Source organism: Solwaraspora sp. WMMD791, assembly GCF_029581195.1.
Classification (GTDB): domain Bacteria; phylum Actinomycetota; class Actinomycetes; order Mycobacteriales; family Micromonosporaceae; genus Micromonospora_E.
This window is the reverse complement of the sequence record NZ_CP120737.1, coordinates 4,847,943-4,862,757: the sequence shown is the minus strand read 5'-3', so window position 1 is coordinate 4,862,757 and position 14,815 is coordinate 4,847,943. Positions and strand designations below refer to the sequence as shown.

The following is a 14,815-nucleotide window of genomic DNA, read 5'->3' as shown; positions in this document are numbered from 1 at the left end:
GCCGGGTCACTTGCCGCCGAAGCTGGTGGAGACCGCGTCGTCGTCGTCGACGGTGCCGTCGACGGAGGAGACGATCCGCACGCCGACGTCGTCGATCGCGGCGATCAGCTCGTCGCCGGCGTCGAGGGTGACCGCGGCCGGGGCCTCGTCACCGCCGTCGAGGTAGTGCTCGTTGAAGGCCCGTCCGGCTTCGTCGTCGCCCCAGGGCCGAGCGGCGTTGAGGCCACGGATGGTGGCGGTCAGCCGGGTCCACTCGCCGGAGAGCCGCTCCACGGCACCACCGAGCACGGCCCCGGCCGGTCGCACCAGATCCGGGTCGACGAAGGTCTGTTGTGGGTCGGTCACCTGCGGTCACCTCCGGGCAGGTCGGCGTCGAGCTGGCGGAAGATGCCGTCGAGGTCGGCGTCCATGTGCGCCTGGAACTGGGCGTCCGGCACCAGCGGCCGGCAGATCCGCTCCACCTCAGCCATCGCCTGGTCGGCGGCGGTCCGGATGGTGTCGGTGATGGTGGCGGCCAGCTGCGCGGCGTTCGGCCGCCGGTAGATGCGCGGATCCAGTTCCACTTTGGTCACCTGGCCGCGCGGGCCGACGGTCACCGTGACGAGACCGTCGTCGGAGGTCACCGTCGCCGACACGGCACGCAACTGCTGCTGTACGTCGCCGACGCCCGCGCGCATCCGGTCGAACTGTGCCATGAGCTCGTCCGCGCGGGCACGCAGCCCCTGCAGGTCCATGGTGTCCTCCCCGTCGCCGCGTCACCGGGCACGACCCCGTACCGCCCGGGCACGGCATCGTCCTGACGATACTGAATGTGTGCCAGCCGCACGAGCCCGCTCGGCCTGGCCAGCTCGGTACGATGCCCGCACCCACCGGCTCGTCAGGAGGTCGACGGATGCGCTCACCGGCGTTGACCCGGACCCGGATCAGCGGACCACCCCGCGTAGGCTCCTCGGCCGGCACCGCGTCCTGGGCCGGCACCGCGTCCTGGGCCGGGCTGTTGGCCACGGTCGTCACCGTGCTCGTCACGACGGCCGCGCCGGGGGCACCGGCCGCCGCCGCACCCGGCAGCTGCCGTAACCCGGCCCAGCCCGGTCCGGTGATCCCGCAGCTGTCGTGGCATCAGCGGTGGCTCGCGCCGGACCGGATCTGGCCGGTCACCGACGGGTCCGGCGTCCGGGTAGCGGTGATCGACTCCGGGGTGGACGACGACCATCCGCAGCTGGCCGGCCGGGTGGCCGACGGCACCGACCTGCTCGACGTCGAGGACAGCGGCACCGTGGACTGCGCCTCGCACGGCACCGCCGTGGCCAGCCTGATCGCGGCCACCCGCCGCGACGGGGTCGGCTTCCACGGGCTGGCACCCGGGGTGACGATCGTGCCGGTACGGGTCACCGAGCGGGTGCAGGCCGCCGAGGGTGGCACCGGCTCGCCCGGTGCCCGGCTCGCCGAGGCGATCGACGTGGCGGTGGCGGCCGGCGCCGACGTGATCAACATGTCGTTGACGATGTACCGGGCCGACGAGGCGGTACGTGCGGCGGTGGACCGGGCCCGCCGGGCCGACGTCGTCCTGGTCGCTGCGGCCGGCAACAACCATCAGCGCGGCGAGGTGCCCGATCCGACGCCGTACCCGGCGGGTTTCGACGGGGTGATCGGCGTCGGGGCGATCGACGAAAACGGCGTACGGCTGCCGGACTCGCAGGTCGGCGGGTACGTCGACCTGGTGGCACCGGGTGGGGCGGTCGTCGCGGCGAGCCGGGTCTCCGGGCACGAGGTGCTCAGCGGCACCAGCTACGCCACCCCGATGGTGAGCGCGGCGGCGGCGCTGCTGCGCGCCGCCGAGCCGCAGTTGTCGGCGGCGGAGGTGACCCGCCGGCTCATCGCCACCGCCGACCCGGCGGCCGGTAGCCGCGCTGACGGCTACGGCCACGGGGTGGTCAACCCGTACCGGGCGGTGACCGAGCAGCTCAGTGCGGCCGAGCCGCTGGCCGTGCCGGCGTTGCCGGCGGTCACCGAGGATCCGGCGGCGGTGGCCCGGGCGCAGCGGTGGCGGTCGCTCGGGCTGGTCGCGGTGGTGGTGGCCGCCGCTGTGGCGATGATCGCGGCGGGGGTCGTCGTGGCGGTCAGCGCACTGCCGTACGGGCGGCGTCGACGTTGGCGGCCGACCCGGTGGGTCGACGTACCGCCGGGCGGGGCGCCCGTCGCCGGCGGCGCTGGTGGCTCCGTTGGGGCGGCCGGGGACCCAGGGGCGGATCCGCAGGAGACGTTCTTCGTGGTGCCGGGCACCCGGCTCCGGTGACCGGGGCCGGGTGGGGCCAGGTCAGGCCGGTGACCGGGGCTGGACCGCGCAGGGGGTCCGGCCCCGGTCACCGTCCGGGTCACTCGAACTTGGCGCGGTTGGCCGCCTCGCGGGCCTGCATCCGGACAGCCGCCTCGCGCAACGCCTTCTCGATCCGGGTGAGCAGGTCGTTGAGGTCGGTGGCCGCCGACTCCCACTCGGCCTGCCGGGCCAGGTACGCCGTCTGCGCGGAGCCTTCCCAGGTCGCCACCAGCGGCTGGATGCCGGTCTTGAGCCCGTCGAGCTCGGCCATCATGTTCTTGGCCGCCGAGCCGCAGTTGTCGGCGGCACCGTTCAACGCGGCGAAGTCGTAGCGAATGTCCATCTCGATTCCCCCCGGTCAGAGCTTCAGCGCGGCGGTGATCTGGCCGGCGGAAGCGCCGGCCGAATCCATCTCGGACTTGATCTCCTCGTCGCTGACTTCGTAGTCCTTACCGGCCGAGCCGACGGCTTCGGCGATCGACCGCAGCGCGACGTTCAGCCGCGCCATGTCCTCGTCGAACGATTGGCGCACCTGCTGGAACGAGCCGGCACCGATCCCCTTCCACTGGTCGTAGAGGGGCATGAGCTGATCCATCAGCCGATTCAGGTTCGAGGTCAGCCGGTCCGCGACGCCGTCGACGTCCTTCTCGGTCTGAACCATCAGACCGGTATTGGTGTTCATCCCGCTCATGGTGGAGTTTCACCCCGTCCTCTGGTGCGATGCCCCGAATTCGAAGGGGCGGTGCCGCATGGTGCGCCGACGCACCATCTGTCAATGGAAACGGTAGTTGCTGATGTCCAGTGGCGCCAGACCGTTGCCGCCCGTCCGACACTCACCGTACCGGGAGCGAAGATCCACTGTAGTGGCTCAGACTGGCTGTTTCGCCGCGACCGGGTCCAGGGTCGGCCCGGCCGGCAGCCGCACCACCAGGCTGGTCGGCAGCCGTACCGGCGTCGCCTGCGGATAGCCGAGCATCGCGGCCACCGCGCGGTCCGCCAGCGGGTACCGGATGCCGAGGTCGGTGACCAGGGTCAGGGTCCCGGCGGGGGCGTCCGGGCTGGGCAGCGCCTCCACCAGGGCGCCGTGCCCCGGCGCGATCACCACCACGTCGGCCAGCGGCACCCCGTCGGCGGTCCGCGCCGGCGTGACCAGCGACTGCTCCACCGACTCGACCTGCGCGTCGAGCAGCACCTGCGGCTCGTGGCGGTCCGGGGCGTACCCGGCGCAGACGCTCTGCCGGCCGTCGGTGAGCCGGACGATCTCCGGCCGGCGTTCCGGCGCGGGGGCGGTGGTCTGCGCCGGACGCTCGGCCCGGGGCGCGGCGACCACCGTCGCCGCGGCGGCGGTCCGTACGACCGGCTGCTCCCCGTCGTACGCCTCCCGCGTCCCCGGATCAGCCAGCAGCACCTCTGCCTGCAACTCGGTCAACGGCAGCAGCCGGGCCCGTTCGGCCAGGTAGTACTGCCGGTCGCCGGCCTGATTCTGCACCGCGTAGATCTCGCCGGTGACCGCGTCCGGCAGGGCCGCCGACGGCTCGCCCCGGCCGGCCACCGACCGGCTGCCGATCGGCTCCCCGGCCGGCAACGCGTTCAGCCACGCGCCGCCGACCAGCACGATCGGCTCCGACCGCAGGGTCAGCCCTTCCAGGACGATCTCCGGGTCGACCAGTTCGTGCCGCTGGTCGCGCCAGATCAGGTGCAGCCGGCCACTGTCGGCGTCACGGACCAGCAGCGCCCCGTCACCGGCGGACCGGCCGCCGACCGGTGCCCGGCCGACCGTCAGCACCGTACGGGTGGTCGCCTCGCCGGCCTGGTCCCGCACCACCTGGGAACACAACGTCCAGCCGTCGGTGAGCAGCCGGTCCGCCCCGGGCAGGGCGTCGGGGGCGTCCGGGATGCCGATCCGGGCCCCGCGCGGTGCCACGTCCAGCGAGTTGCGGGAGACCCGGGTCAGCGGCGCGAAGCTCTCCAACGCCAGCAGCGCCGACGCGTAGTTCACCACCGGGTGCAGGTGGCCGTCGCGGTACAGGTACCGGGTCCCGGTCTCCTTCTCCAGGATCACCGAGTCGCCGTCCTGCCAGCCGGTCGCTCCACCGGGGACGACGAAGCCGAAGATGCCGACCGCGCCGAGGCAGAGCACGGCGACCATGATCCCACCCAGGCCCGCCGCGCCGAGCCGGCCGAACGGTGCCGCGACCGGGTCCGGATCCCGGGCGACCAGCGCGGACGTCATCCGCTGGACGAAGAACTGGTACGACTGGACCTGGTCGCGCCGCGACGGCATCCCTGGCCACCTCCCGACCGCCGGTGCCGCGTATCCCCACCACGCAGCGTGCTGCCTACCATAGGCTCCGGCTACGACGACGTACCCCGGGGTCCGACCCCGGCGGCGGAGGGACGCATCGGTGATCGGACGCGACGAGGCGCTCGCGCTGGCCCGCGACTGGGCGACGACGCACGGCGCGGACCCGGCGGCGGAGATCGGCCTGTACGAGTTCGACCACGGGTACGTTGCCTGGCTGGTCCCCACCGGGGACACCGGCAGCCAGGTTCCCGCCGAACCGGTGGGGCCGCCCGCGCCGCCGGCGACCAGTGGGGCGGCGCGCATCGTCGTCGACCGGCAGTCAGGCGTGGTCAGCCAGTGGCCGCCGCTTCCGGTGGCGGTCGTCGCCGCCCGGTACGCCGCCGAACGCTCCGCCGACCACCGGTTCCCGCCGGACGTCCGCCACGTGCTGACCGCCGCCGGCTGGTTCGCCGGCCGCGACGTCACCGCGATGGTCGACCAGTGGGCGAGCCGGTGGGCCGGTGAGCTCGACGGCCTGGTGATGAGCCCGGCCGCGCGGGCGGCGCTTGTCGAGTTCGGCGGCCTGACGCTGCCGCAGTTCGGCAGCGACGGTACGGCCGACGCCGGCTTCCCGACGTTCCTGCACCCGGTCCGCAGCGGCCTGGTCACCGAGGAGGCCCGGGTCTTCGTCGACGAGTACGACCACCCGGTGTTCCCGCTCGGCGGCAACTCCGACGGCCCGTCCGAGCTGGTCGTCGACGCCGCCGGCCGGGTGTTCCTGCTGCACTGGGCCGGCTACCAGTTCGTCGCCGGCAGTGTCGACGCGGCGTTGACCCGGCTGATCCGGGGTGGGCCGTTCCCGCCGCTGCGGCCCGACCAGCTGTCGTCGCAGGACTGACGGTCAGCCGTCGGCCAGGGACGGCAGCGACAGGTCAGCCGTTGATCGCCCGCATGAACCCGTAGAGGCCGAGCACGGCGCAGGCCACCGGCACCACCGCCAGCTGCAGCACCACATCGAGCCCGTCACCGAGGCGGGCCAGCCGGGGCGCCGGCGGCCGCCGACTGTAGACCATCCCGGCTGCCACCACCAGGGCCACCACCAGCAGCACCACCGGCAGCAGTGCGACCCGTACCCCGGTCGGTACGTCGGCAGCGCCGACCAGCACCAGCAGGGCGACCCCGGCCAGCCCGCCGACCAGCAGCGGCACCCGGTGCCGAACGGTCGGCACCAGCCGGGCCCGCAGCAGGAAACCCGCGGACACCACCGCGACCAGCAGCAACGCGCCGACCGACGCCGCGACGGTGAGTACCGCCAGGGCGGCGGTGGCGGTCGCCGCCGCACCGAACATCAACCCGGTCAGCACCTCGTCGGCGCGCGCCGTCGCCTGGTAGATCTGCGCCCGGTCCGGCTGCGGATCGTCACGGACCAGGTCCTCCGGGGTACGCGGCAACGACGGCATCGGCAGCTTGCCGGCCCGTACCGAGATCAGCGGCATCGCCGGCAGCAGCAACGTGACCAGGCTGACCACGACGGCCGCCGCTTTCGGCGCGTCCAGCGGGCCGACCGCCAGCGCCGCGCCGAGCACCCCGCCGACGCCGGTGAACATGGCCGCCACGAAGACCCGGCCGGCGTCGCCGACGGCGAGCATGCCGAGCAGGCCGGTCAACGCCAGCGCCGCCGCGCCGGCCAGCACGTGCGGTGCCCCCAGCGCGGTGATCCGGGCACCGTCGGCCAGCGCCACCGCGCCGCCGAGGAAGGCGTACGGCAGCGCCAACGCGGTCAGGGCCGCACCGGCCAGCGAATCGGCCATCGCCCGGGACAGCACCGTGCCGACGGCGACCAGGACGGCGGCCGTACCGAGCAGGGCCAGCCCGACGAGCAGCCCGACCTCGCCGGCGGTCACCACCGCGACCAGGGCGAGCAGCAGCAGTACGGCGGTGACCAGCAGCCCGGTCGCCCGGGTCGCCGCCGGGGTCCACGGCCGGCCCCGGCGGCGGGCACCGGCCGCGACCGCCTCCATCAGGTCGTCGTAGGCCAGCTCCGGCCAGTCGGTCCGGCGGGGCAGCAGGTGCAGGGTCTCGCCGTCGCGGACCTGCTGGGCGGCGAGGGTACGGGTCAGGTCGAGAGTGGAGCCGTCGGTGCGGCGCAGCGCCCAGCCGCCGTCGGCCGTACCGTCGGAGGGGTCCTCCTCGGCGTGGCGCAGCACCGCCGGCAGCAGACCGACCAGCGGCAGGTGCTCGGGCAGGGCCAGATCGATCCGTCGGGTCGGTGCCACGACGGCGATCCGGGCGAGTCCGGTTCCGGCCTGGGTGACCACTGCTGACTCCTCGTCGATGCCGCGGGCTGTCCTGACTCGAGAAGGCTACCTACCATGTGCCGGTGCCATCGGTGCCGGTAGTGCGACGGCAGCCGGGTGTGACGACGACGGGGAGGGTCGATCCGTGGGTACGGTCGTGATTCGGCGTCCGACGCGCCAGCCGGAGCCGGAGTACCCGTCCGGGGAGGTGCTGCTCGACGCGCCACCGGAACTGCCGGCCCCGACCGGCCGGTCCTGGGGGCAGCTGATGATGCTGCTGCCGATGCTGGCCGGCTCGGTGGCGATGGCGCTGATGTACGCCGGTCGGGGCGGTTCGACCCTGAGCTACGTCGCCGGTGGCCTGTTCGGACTCTCCGCACTCGGCATGCTCGCCTCCCAACTGACCGGCCAGGCCGGCGGGCCGAGCAAGCAGGAGATGGCGCAGCGCCGCCGCGAGTACATGGCGCACCTGTCGCGGCAGCGCCGCCGGGTGCTGCGCACCGTCCGCCAGCAGCGGGAGGCAGCGTTCTACCGGCACCCCGACCCGCAGGCGCTGTGGTCGGTGCCGGTCGGTCCCCGGCTGTGGGAGCGCCGTCGTGGGGACGCCGACTTCGCCACCGTACGGGTGGGTCTGGGGCCGCAGGAGCTGGCGACCCCGCTGGTCCCGCCGCCGCCGACGGCGCTGGAGAAGCTGGAGCCGATGTGCGCGCTGGCGTTGCGCCGCTTCCTCACCACCTACGCCTCGGTGCCGGACCTGCCGGTCGACATGGCGTTGCGCGGCTTCGCCCGAGTGCACCTGCGCGGCGACGCCGACGCCGCCCGGGGCCTGGTACGGGCGGTGATCTGCCAGGCCGCCGCCTTCCACGCCCCGGACGACGTGCTGGTGGCGGTCTGCGCGGCGCCGGCCCGGCGGGACCAGTGGGAGTGGACCAAGTGGCTGCCGCACGCGCTGCACCCGACCCGTACCGACGCGATGGGGGCACTGCGGCTGGTGTCACCGACGGTGACCGGGCTGGAGGCGATGCTCGACGACGTGCTGGCCAACCGGCCCCGGTTCAACGTCTCCGGTGCCGGTACGGCCGCACCCGGTCCGCACCTGCTGGTGGTGATCGACGGTGGTGACCCGGCCGGATCCGACCATCTGATGACCGAGGGCGGGGTCGAAGGGGTGACGATCCTCGACCTGTCCGAGCCGCCGCCGCGCGTACTGGACCGGGCGCGGCTGCTGCTGGAGCTGGCCGCCGACGGGGCGATGACCAGCGTGACCCTGGACGGGCGGGTGGCGATCGGCACCGCCGACAGCTGCGCCGTCGCCGAGGCCGAGGCGCTGGCGATGCAGCTGGCGCCGCTGCGGCTGTCCGCCGCGTCCCGGGGCGAACAGCCGCTGCACCAGGAGCAGGACCTGGCCGACCTGCTGGACCTGGGGGATCCGTACGAGTTCGACGTGGACCGGGCCTGGACGCCCCGGCCCAACCGGGACCGGCTGCGGGTGCCGCTCGGGCTGACCCCGGACGGTACGCCGGTCGAGCTGGACCTGAAGGAGTCCGCGCAGGACGGGATGGGCCCGCACGGCCTGCTGATCGGCGCGACCGGTTCCGGCAAGTCCGAGCTGCTGCGGACGCTGGTGCTGGCCCTGGCCGCCACGCACTCGTCGGAGACGTTGAACTTCGTGCTGATCGACTTCAAGGGTGGTGCGACGTTCACCCGGCTGGACAAACTGCCGCACACCAGCGCGGTGATCACGAACCTCTCCGACGAGCTGCCGCTGGTCGACCGGATGACCGACGCCATCAACGGCGAGCTGGTCCGCCGCCAGGAGCTGCTCCGCTCGGCCGGCAACTACGCCTCGCAGCGCGACTACGAGAAGGCTCGGGCGGCCGGCGCCCCGCTGGACCCGATGCCGGCGCTGCTGATCATCTGTGACGAGTTCTCCGAGCTGCTGACCGCCAAACCCGACTTCATCGACATGTTCGTCCAGATCGGACGAGTCGGCCGGTCGTTGAGCGTGCACCTGCTGCTCGCCTCGCAGCGCCTGGAGGAGGGCCGGCTCCGCGGCCTGGACACCCACCTGTCGTACCGGATCGGCCTACGGACCTTCTCCGCGATGGAGAGCCGGGTCGTGCTGGGCGCCACCGACGCCTACGAACTGCCCCGCTCCCCCGGCCACGGCTACCTGCGCTTCGGCACCGAGCCGCTGGTGCGTTTCCGGGCCGCGTACGTCTCCGGCACGTACCGCAGCAAGACCGCCGAAGCGGTCGCCGCCGGCGACGGCGACGACCGCGTCCAGGAATACACCACCCAGTACGTCGCCCCCCGGCTGCCCACCGCCGCCCGCGCACCCGAACCCGAACCGACCGACGCCACCGGCGAAAGCCTGCTCGACATCCTGGTCGGCCGACTCGCCGGCCGCGGCAAACCTGCCCACCAGGTGTGGCTGCCACCGCTCGGCGACCCGATGACCCTCGACCAGCTGCTCTCCCCGCTGGCCGCCGACCCGGAACGCGGCCTCACCGCCGCCAGCCCCGCCCTGCAGGGCGAACTACGGGCCGCCGTCGGCGTCATCGACAGACCGTTCGAACAGCGCCGTGACGTCCTCTGGCTGGAACTGGCCGGATCCGCCGGACACACCGTCATCGTCGGCGGCCCGCAGAGCGGCAAGAGCACCCTGCTGCGGACCGTCGTGTCCGCCCTCGCCCTCACCCACACCCCGCGCGAGGTGCAGATCTACTGCCTCGACCTGGGCAGCGGGGCACTCACCGCACTGCGCGACCTGCCGCACGTCGGCGGCGTCGCCACCCGGCTCGACGCCGGCCAGGTCCGCCGGACCATCGCCGAACTGCGGCTGCTGATGGCCCAGCGGGAACGCCGCTTCGCCGAACGCCGCATCGACTCGATGGCCACCTACCGGCGGGAACGCCGCCACGGCGGGCACACCGACGACCCGTTCGGTGACGTGTTCCTGGTCATCGACGGGTGGGCCGCCGTACGGGGCGAATTCGAGGACCTGGAACCGGCGATCACCGACATCGCCAACCGGGGGCTGTCGTTCGGCGTACACCTGGTGATCACCGCGAGCCGGTGGATGGACCTGCGGCCCGCCGTACGGGACGTCTTCGGCACCCGGCTGGAGCTGCGCCTCGCCGACGCCAGCGACTCCCACCTGGACCGGCGGGCCGCGATGAACGTGCCGGACAAGGCCCCCGGCCGGGGCATCACCCCCGACGGCATGCAGTTCCTCGCCGCGCTGCCCCGCGCCGACGGCGACGCCGACAGCGAGACCCTCACCGACGGCGCCCGCCGGTTCGTCGCCGACATCGCGGCCGCCTGGCAGGGGCCGGGCGCGCCACCGGTGCGGCTACTGCCGGCCGAGGTGCCGTACGACAGCGTGCCCGACACCGGACGGCCCGGGGTGCCGATCGCCATCGCCGAGGCCGACCTGCAGCCGGTGCACCTCGACCTCGGCACCGACCCGCACTTCATCGTCTTCGGCGACGGCGAGTCCGGCAAGAGCAGCTTCCTGCGGGCGTTCGCCCGGGGCGTCACCGACCGCAACGACCTGACCCAGGCCCGGCTCATCGTCGTCGACTACCGGCGCAGCCTGCTCGGCGACATCAGCAAGGAACACCAGATCGGGTACGGCACCTCGGCGCAGGTCACCGAGGGCATGATGACCGAAGTGGTCAACGTGATGCGCGACCGGCTGCCCCCGGCGGACGTCACCCCCGAGCAGCTACGGGCCCGCAGCTGGTGGCGCGGCCCCGACCTGTACCTGCTGGTCGACGACTACGACCTGGTCGCCGGCGGCGGCAGCAACCCGCTGCTGCCGCTGCTGGAGTTCCTGCCCCAGGCCCGCGACATCGGACTGCACCTGGTGATCGCCCGACGCAGCGGCGGCGCGAGCCGGGCCCTCTACGAACCGGTCCTGATGCGGCTGCGGGAACTCGGCACCCCGGGGCTGGTCATGTCCGGCAACCGCGACGAGGGGGTGCTGCTCGGCAACGTCCGGCCGGGCCCGCTGCCCCCGGGCCGGGGCTGGCTGGTCACCAGACGGGAAGGCACCCGGCTCGTCCAGTTGCTACACCTACCGTCCACAACGTGACGGACGGTTCACACCGGTTGCGGCAACGCGATAGTTTTGTCGTTGCCGATGCGTGTACGGCACCCGGGGGAGGAGAGCATGGCGGACGACAGCTGGTTGGTCAACGAAACGATCAACGTCGACATCGAGCAGCTCGACGACTTCGCCCAGTGCGTAATGGACGAGTTGCGGCTCAACTTCCAGCCGAGCCTGGAAGGCGGCATCAACCACATGCTCGCCATCCCGGTGCCGTTCGGCGGCTCCGGCCTGTCCGAGGGCCGGTTCTTCCAGGGCCGCCATGACGAGAACCGCCGAGCGGCCACGCTGCTGCTCGGCGAGGTGGCGAAAGGCCTCGCTTCGTTGGCCACGGCGGCAAAGTCGATCTCTGCCGAATATCTCGACGGCGACGCCCTCGCCGAGGCCGACCAGAAAGCCATTTTCAACGCTTTCATAGCGGTGGACGGACAGGACACTCTCAGCGGTCTCTGGCAGGAGCCGGGCAGCGGTATCGAGGACCCCAGCCTGGCAGTCGGCGAGCCGGAGCCGGAGCCGTCCGCGTACGCCCCGCAGACGGCCGAACCGGGCCTTTCCCTGTACGACGCGGAGACCGTCGGCGACGGCGACGGGGCGTACGACATCGAAGCCGACGACGAAGACATGCACCACGATGACCTCAAGAGTCCGCCGGCGGACCACTGATCGGCACGGATAGCGGCCTCAAGGAGCGAGGATGTCCGGGGACTACTTTGGTTGGCGGCCGATGTCGGTGCCGTACCCGTCCAGCGGGAACGACTACGTCACCTACGACGCGTCGGATCCGAACCAGCGTTACGAACCCACTGTCTGGGACAAGGAAACGACCACCATCGAGACGATGTGGGGTTGGATCCAGAACGAGAGCGACGAGCGGGTGGTCGCCGTCGCCGAGATGTGGCACCGGATCAGCGTGCTGCTCGACAGCACCCGCAACAACCTGCAGCGGTACGCGACCTCGCTGGCCGACCGGTGGCAGTCCCCGGCCGGTGAGTACTTCATGCAACGGGTCGGTGCCACCCTCTACTCGCTCGACGAGTGGAAGGAGGCGGCCGACAGCAACCGTCGTGGGTTGGAGCAGTTGGCCACGAAGATCGAGTCCACCCAGCGGGAGTTCCGCAGCCTCTGGGAGCAGTACACCGTGGAGGCGGCCGACCCGGACAAGGGTCTGCAGTGGTCCGACACCTACGACTGGATCCCCGGGACCACCGGTCGGACCCGCAAAGACGTGATGGACGACTACTACGAGCGTGCCCGGGACATCATCAAGCCGCTAGCCGACATGTACATCGACGTGTACCTGAGCCACATCACCCGGGGCACCGCCTTCAAGGGCCCGACCGACGCGGCAGTGGTCGACCCAACGCTGACGACGCCGACCGGTGGCCCCGGGCTGCCGCCGGGTGTTCCGCCCGGTGGGGCACCGGGTGCGCCGCCAACGCGACCCGACCTGATCCGGCCCGGCGCCCCGCCGGCCGGCCTCGACACGGGCCCCGGGGCACCGCCGTCCGCCCCGCCGCCGGTGGTGCCGGACGGGCTGAACCTGGCCGGCGGCACGGTCGCCCCACCGACCGCCCCTCCCCCGGTGCCCACCGTCACGCCACCCGGCGCCGGTCCGGCCCCGAGTCCACCTCCTGCCGTGGTGCCGCCCGGCGTGACACCGCCCGGCCCGCGACCCGGTACACCCGGGGTCAACCGGCCGGCGCCACCGCCTGCCGGCACCAACCGCCCGAACACCGGTCGGCCACCCGGACCGCCTCGGCCGACCCTGCCCGGCGCGGGTGGACCACCGCCGGGCAATCCGGCGTCGCGCGGGCCGGCCCCGAACCGCCCGACGCTGCCGGGCAGCACCGGCCCGGGCGCCGGGGGGCGGCCGGCACCCCCGGCCAGCCGGCCGACCGGTCGCGGCACCCCGCCGACGGCACCGCAACTGCCGGGCAGCACAGCCGGCCGACCGGCCAAGCCGACCGGCGCGGGTGCCGGCCGACCGGCCACTCCGCCACCCAGCCTCGGCGGGCAACGCCCCCGACCGGCTGGTGGTTCGACGGCTGGCGCACCCCGGCTGCCCTCGCCGCCCGCGCCCGGAGCCGCCGGCAAGTCGGCACCGACCGCCCCGCGACTGTCCGGCCGCGCGGCACCGGCCAGCCGCACCGGCGGCCCCAAGGCACCCGGTCCGGTGCTCGGCGGTCAGCGTGGTGCCGGCCCGGCGGTGGGCGGTGGTCGCGCCCGCAGCGGCCGCACCTCCGAGGAGCCGCAGACCTGGGCCCACGGTGACGGCGACGACGAGTTGTGGGAGACCGAGCGGGCCGGTACCGGCACCATCGACGCCCCGACCGAGCGGCCACCGCAGGAGCAGGGCCGGACCCTGGGCCGGCAGTGACGACAACCGACAGCCGGGCATCGTCGGGCAAAGGCCCTGGAGCGGTATCATCCGGTCACGGTGTCGGGTCGCGTCGCGACCGCTCGACGGAGAGGAGTGCACCACCCATGGGTGCCGCCCGGCGTCTGACGGCCCTGGTGGCCGCCACGATGGTCGGTGCGCTCGGCGCGACCGGGCTGCCCGCCTGCCCGGCGCGGGCCGACGACATCCGCGACCGGTCCTGGCACGTCGAGGCGATGCGGCTCGCCGAGGTGCACCAGATCACCCAGGGCGAGGGGGTCACCGTCGCCGTCGTCGACACCGGCGTCGACGCCAGCCACCCGGATCTGCGGGACAACGTCCTGCCCGGCGCGGATCTGTATGACGGCGACGGCAAGGGCCATATCGACCGGCGCAACCACGGCACCGGCATGGCCTCGCTGATCGCCGGTCACGGGCACGGGCCGGGTGGGCGCGACGGCGTGCTCGGGGTCGCGCCGAAGGCGCGGATCCTGCCGGTCGCGATCACCAGCCCGACCACCGACGTCATCCCGCCCCGCTCGATCGCACTCGGGATCAACTGGGCGGTCAACAGCGGTGCCGACATCATCAACGTCTCACTCACCGGCTCCTCGGATCCGGCGCTGGAGGAGGCTGTCAAGGACGCCTACCAGCGCGGCGTCATCGTGGTCGCCGGCATCGGCAACCGCCGCGACATCTTCATCGGCGAACCGGCCCGCAGCGAGTGGACCATCGCGGTGACGAGTAGCGGACGCGACCGAGGGCTGAGCCCGGAGTCGATCCGGGCGGAGGAGACCACCATCGCCGCCCCCGGGGAGGACATCGTCCGGGCTGAGGTTGGTGGAGGGTACTACACACAGGACGGCGCCAGTGCTGCCACCGCGTTGGTGTCGGGAGCGTTCGCGCTGCTGAAGTCCAGGTTCCCGGACGAGGACCAGGGAAGACTCTTCCAACGCCTGGTCGGCACCGCGTACGACGCCGGCCCGCCCGGCAAGGACCTCGACTTCGGCTGGGGCATCCTCGACATCCACGCCGCGCTCACCACAGAGCCGGACGACCGGGCCAGCCCGCGGCCGTCGCCGACCGCGTCACCGGACCCGATCGCCTACCTGCCGCCTGAGCCGGGCTACTCGTTCGGCATGGACGAGGCGATCGGCATGCTGATCTTCTTCACTATCCTCGGCACGCTGATCACCGGCGTCGTCCTGCTGATCCGCTGGCTGCGGCGGCGGTCCCGGCGTACGGCGGCCCGGGACGGCCCGCCCGGTGCACCGGAGACCGGCGTACCGCTGCCGGCGCCGGTGACCGCGCCGGAGCCGGTGACCGCACCAGGGGCGGGGCCGGCACCGGAGACGCCGCCGACCGGCGAGGACGATACGGTCTGGCGGCCGCCGCCCCGCTGACCTGCGCACACCGCCGTCGACCG

Annotated in this window: 12 protein-coding genes; 6 read left to right on the top strand and 6 right to left on the bottom strand. The window is 73.4% G+C overall.

The genetic code is table 11. The annotated features are described in order from the left end of the window. Window positions 1-6: 6 nt before the first annotated feature. Window positions 7-345, bottom strand: a complete 339-nt coding sequence (locus O7623_RS21705; RefSeq protein WP_282224852.1) for a hypothetical protein — start codon at window positions 343-345, stop codon at window positions 7-9. After that, the gene (locus O7623_RS21700; RefSeq protein WP_282224851.1) at window positions 342-734 is read right to left on the bottom strand and encodes a YbaB/EbfC family nucleoid-associated protein; all 393 of its coding nucleotides are present in this window, start codon (window positions 732-734) and stop codon (window positions 342-344) included. The genes O7623_RS21705 and O7623_RS21700 overlap by 4 nt, the downstream gene beginning before the upstream one ends. 158 nt (window positions 735-892) lie before the next feature. Between O7623_RS21700 and mycP the strand changes: the two genes are divergently transcribed. After that, window positions 893-2,296, top strand: coding sequence for a type VII secretion-associated serine protease mycosin (gene mycP, locus O7623_RS21695; RefSeq protein ID WP_282224850.1), 1,404 nt, complete (start codon window positions 893-895; stop codon window positions 2,294-2,296). A gap of 79 nt (window positions 2,297-2,375) precedes the next feature. On the opposite strand, the gene O7623_RS21690 is transcribed toward mycP, so the two are convergent. From O7623_RS21690 to eccB, 3 genes are all read right to left on the bottom strand, one after another. Then, window positions 2,376-2,660: a WXG100 family type VII secretion target gene (locus O7623_RS21690; RefSeq protein ID WP_282224849.1), complete on the bottom strand. Its 285-nt coding sequence runs from the start codon at window positions 2,658-2,660 to the stop codon at window positions 2,376-2,378. Window positions 2,661-2,675: 15 nt separating this feature from the next. Then, complete coding sequence (locus O7623_RS21685; protein ID WP_282224848.1) at window positions 2,676-2,999, bottom strand: WXG100 family type VII secretion target; 324 nt, start codon at window positions 2,997-2,999, stop codon at window positions 2,676-2,678. 186 nt (window positions 3,000-3,185) lie between these two features. Then, window positions 3,186-4,601 carry a type VII secretion protein EccB gene (gene eccB, locus O7623_RS21680; RefSeq protein WP_282224847.1) on the bottom strand — a complete coding sequence of 472 codons (1,416 nt, stop codon included), beginning with the start codon at window positions 4,599-4,601 and terminating at the stop codon, window positions 3,186-3,188. A gap of 121 nt (window positions 4,602-4,722) precedes the next feature. Here eccB and O7623_RS21675 point away from each other — a divergent pair, with 121 nt between their 5' ends. After that, on the top strand, window positions 4,723-5,499 hold the full coding sequence (locus tag O7623_RS21675) for an SUKH-3 domain-containing protein (RefSeq protein ID WP_282224846.1): 777 nt from the start codon (window positions 4,723-4,725) through the stop codon (window positions 5,497-5,499). 34 nt (window positions 5,500-5,533) lie between these two features. Here the strand turns inward: O7623_RS21675 and eccD are convergent, their stop codons facing one another. Continuing rightward, window positions 5,534-6,919, bottom strand: a complete 1,386-nt coding sequence (gene eccD, locus O7623_RS21670) for a type VII secretion integral membrane protein EccD (RefSeq protein ID WP_282224845.1) — start codon at window positions 6,917-6,919, stop codon at window positions 5,534-5,536. 124 nt (window positions 6,920-7,043) lie between these two features. On the opposite strand from eccD, the gene eccCa reads away from it, so the two are divergent. The 4 genes from eccCa to O7623_RS21650 all read left to right on the top strand — a co-directional run bounded on the left by eccCa (window position 7,044) and on the right by O7623_RS21650 (window position 14,792). Continuing rightward, the gene (gene eccCa, locus O7623_RS21665) at window positions 7,044-10,997 is read left to right on the top strand and encodes a type VII secretion protein EccCa (protein ID WP_282224844.1); all 3,954 of its coding nucleotides are present in this window, start codon (window positions 7,044-7,046) and stop codon (window positions 10,995-10,997) included. Between the two features lie 78 nt (window positions 10,998-11,075). Continuing rightward, a complete protein-coding gene (locus O7623_RS21660; RefSeq protein ID WP_282224843.1) occupies window positions 11,076-11,675 on the top strand; it encodes a hypothetical protein in 600 nt (199 codons plus the stop codon). Between the two features lie 31 nt (window positions 11,676-11,706). Next, the gene (locus tag O7623_RS21655) at window positions 11,707-13,389 is read left to right on the top strand and encodes a hypothetical protein (protein ID WP_282224842.1); all 1,683 of its coding nucleotides are present in this window, start codon (window positions 11,707-11,709) and stop codon (window positions 13,387-13,389) included. A 107-nt stretch (window positions 13,390-13,496) separates the two neighbouring features. After that, entirely contained in the window at window positions 13,497-14,792 is a 1,296-nt protein-coding gene (locus tag O7623_RS21650; protein ID WP_282224841.1) for a S8 family serine peptidase, read from the top strand. Window positions 14,793-14,815 lie beyond the last annotated feature (23 nt).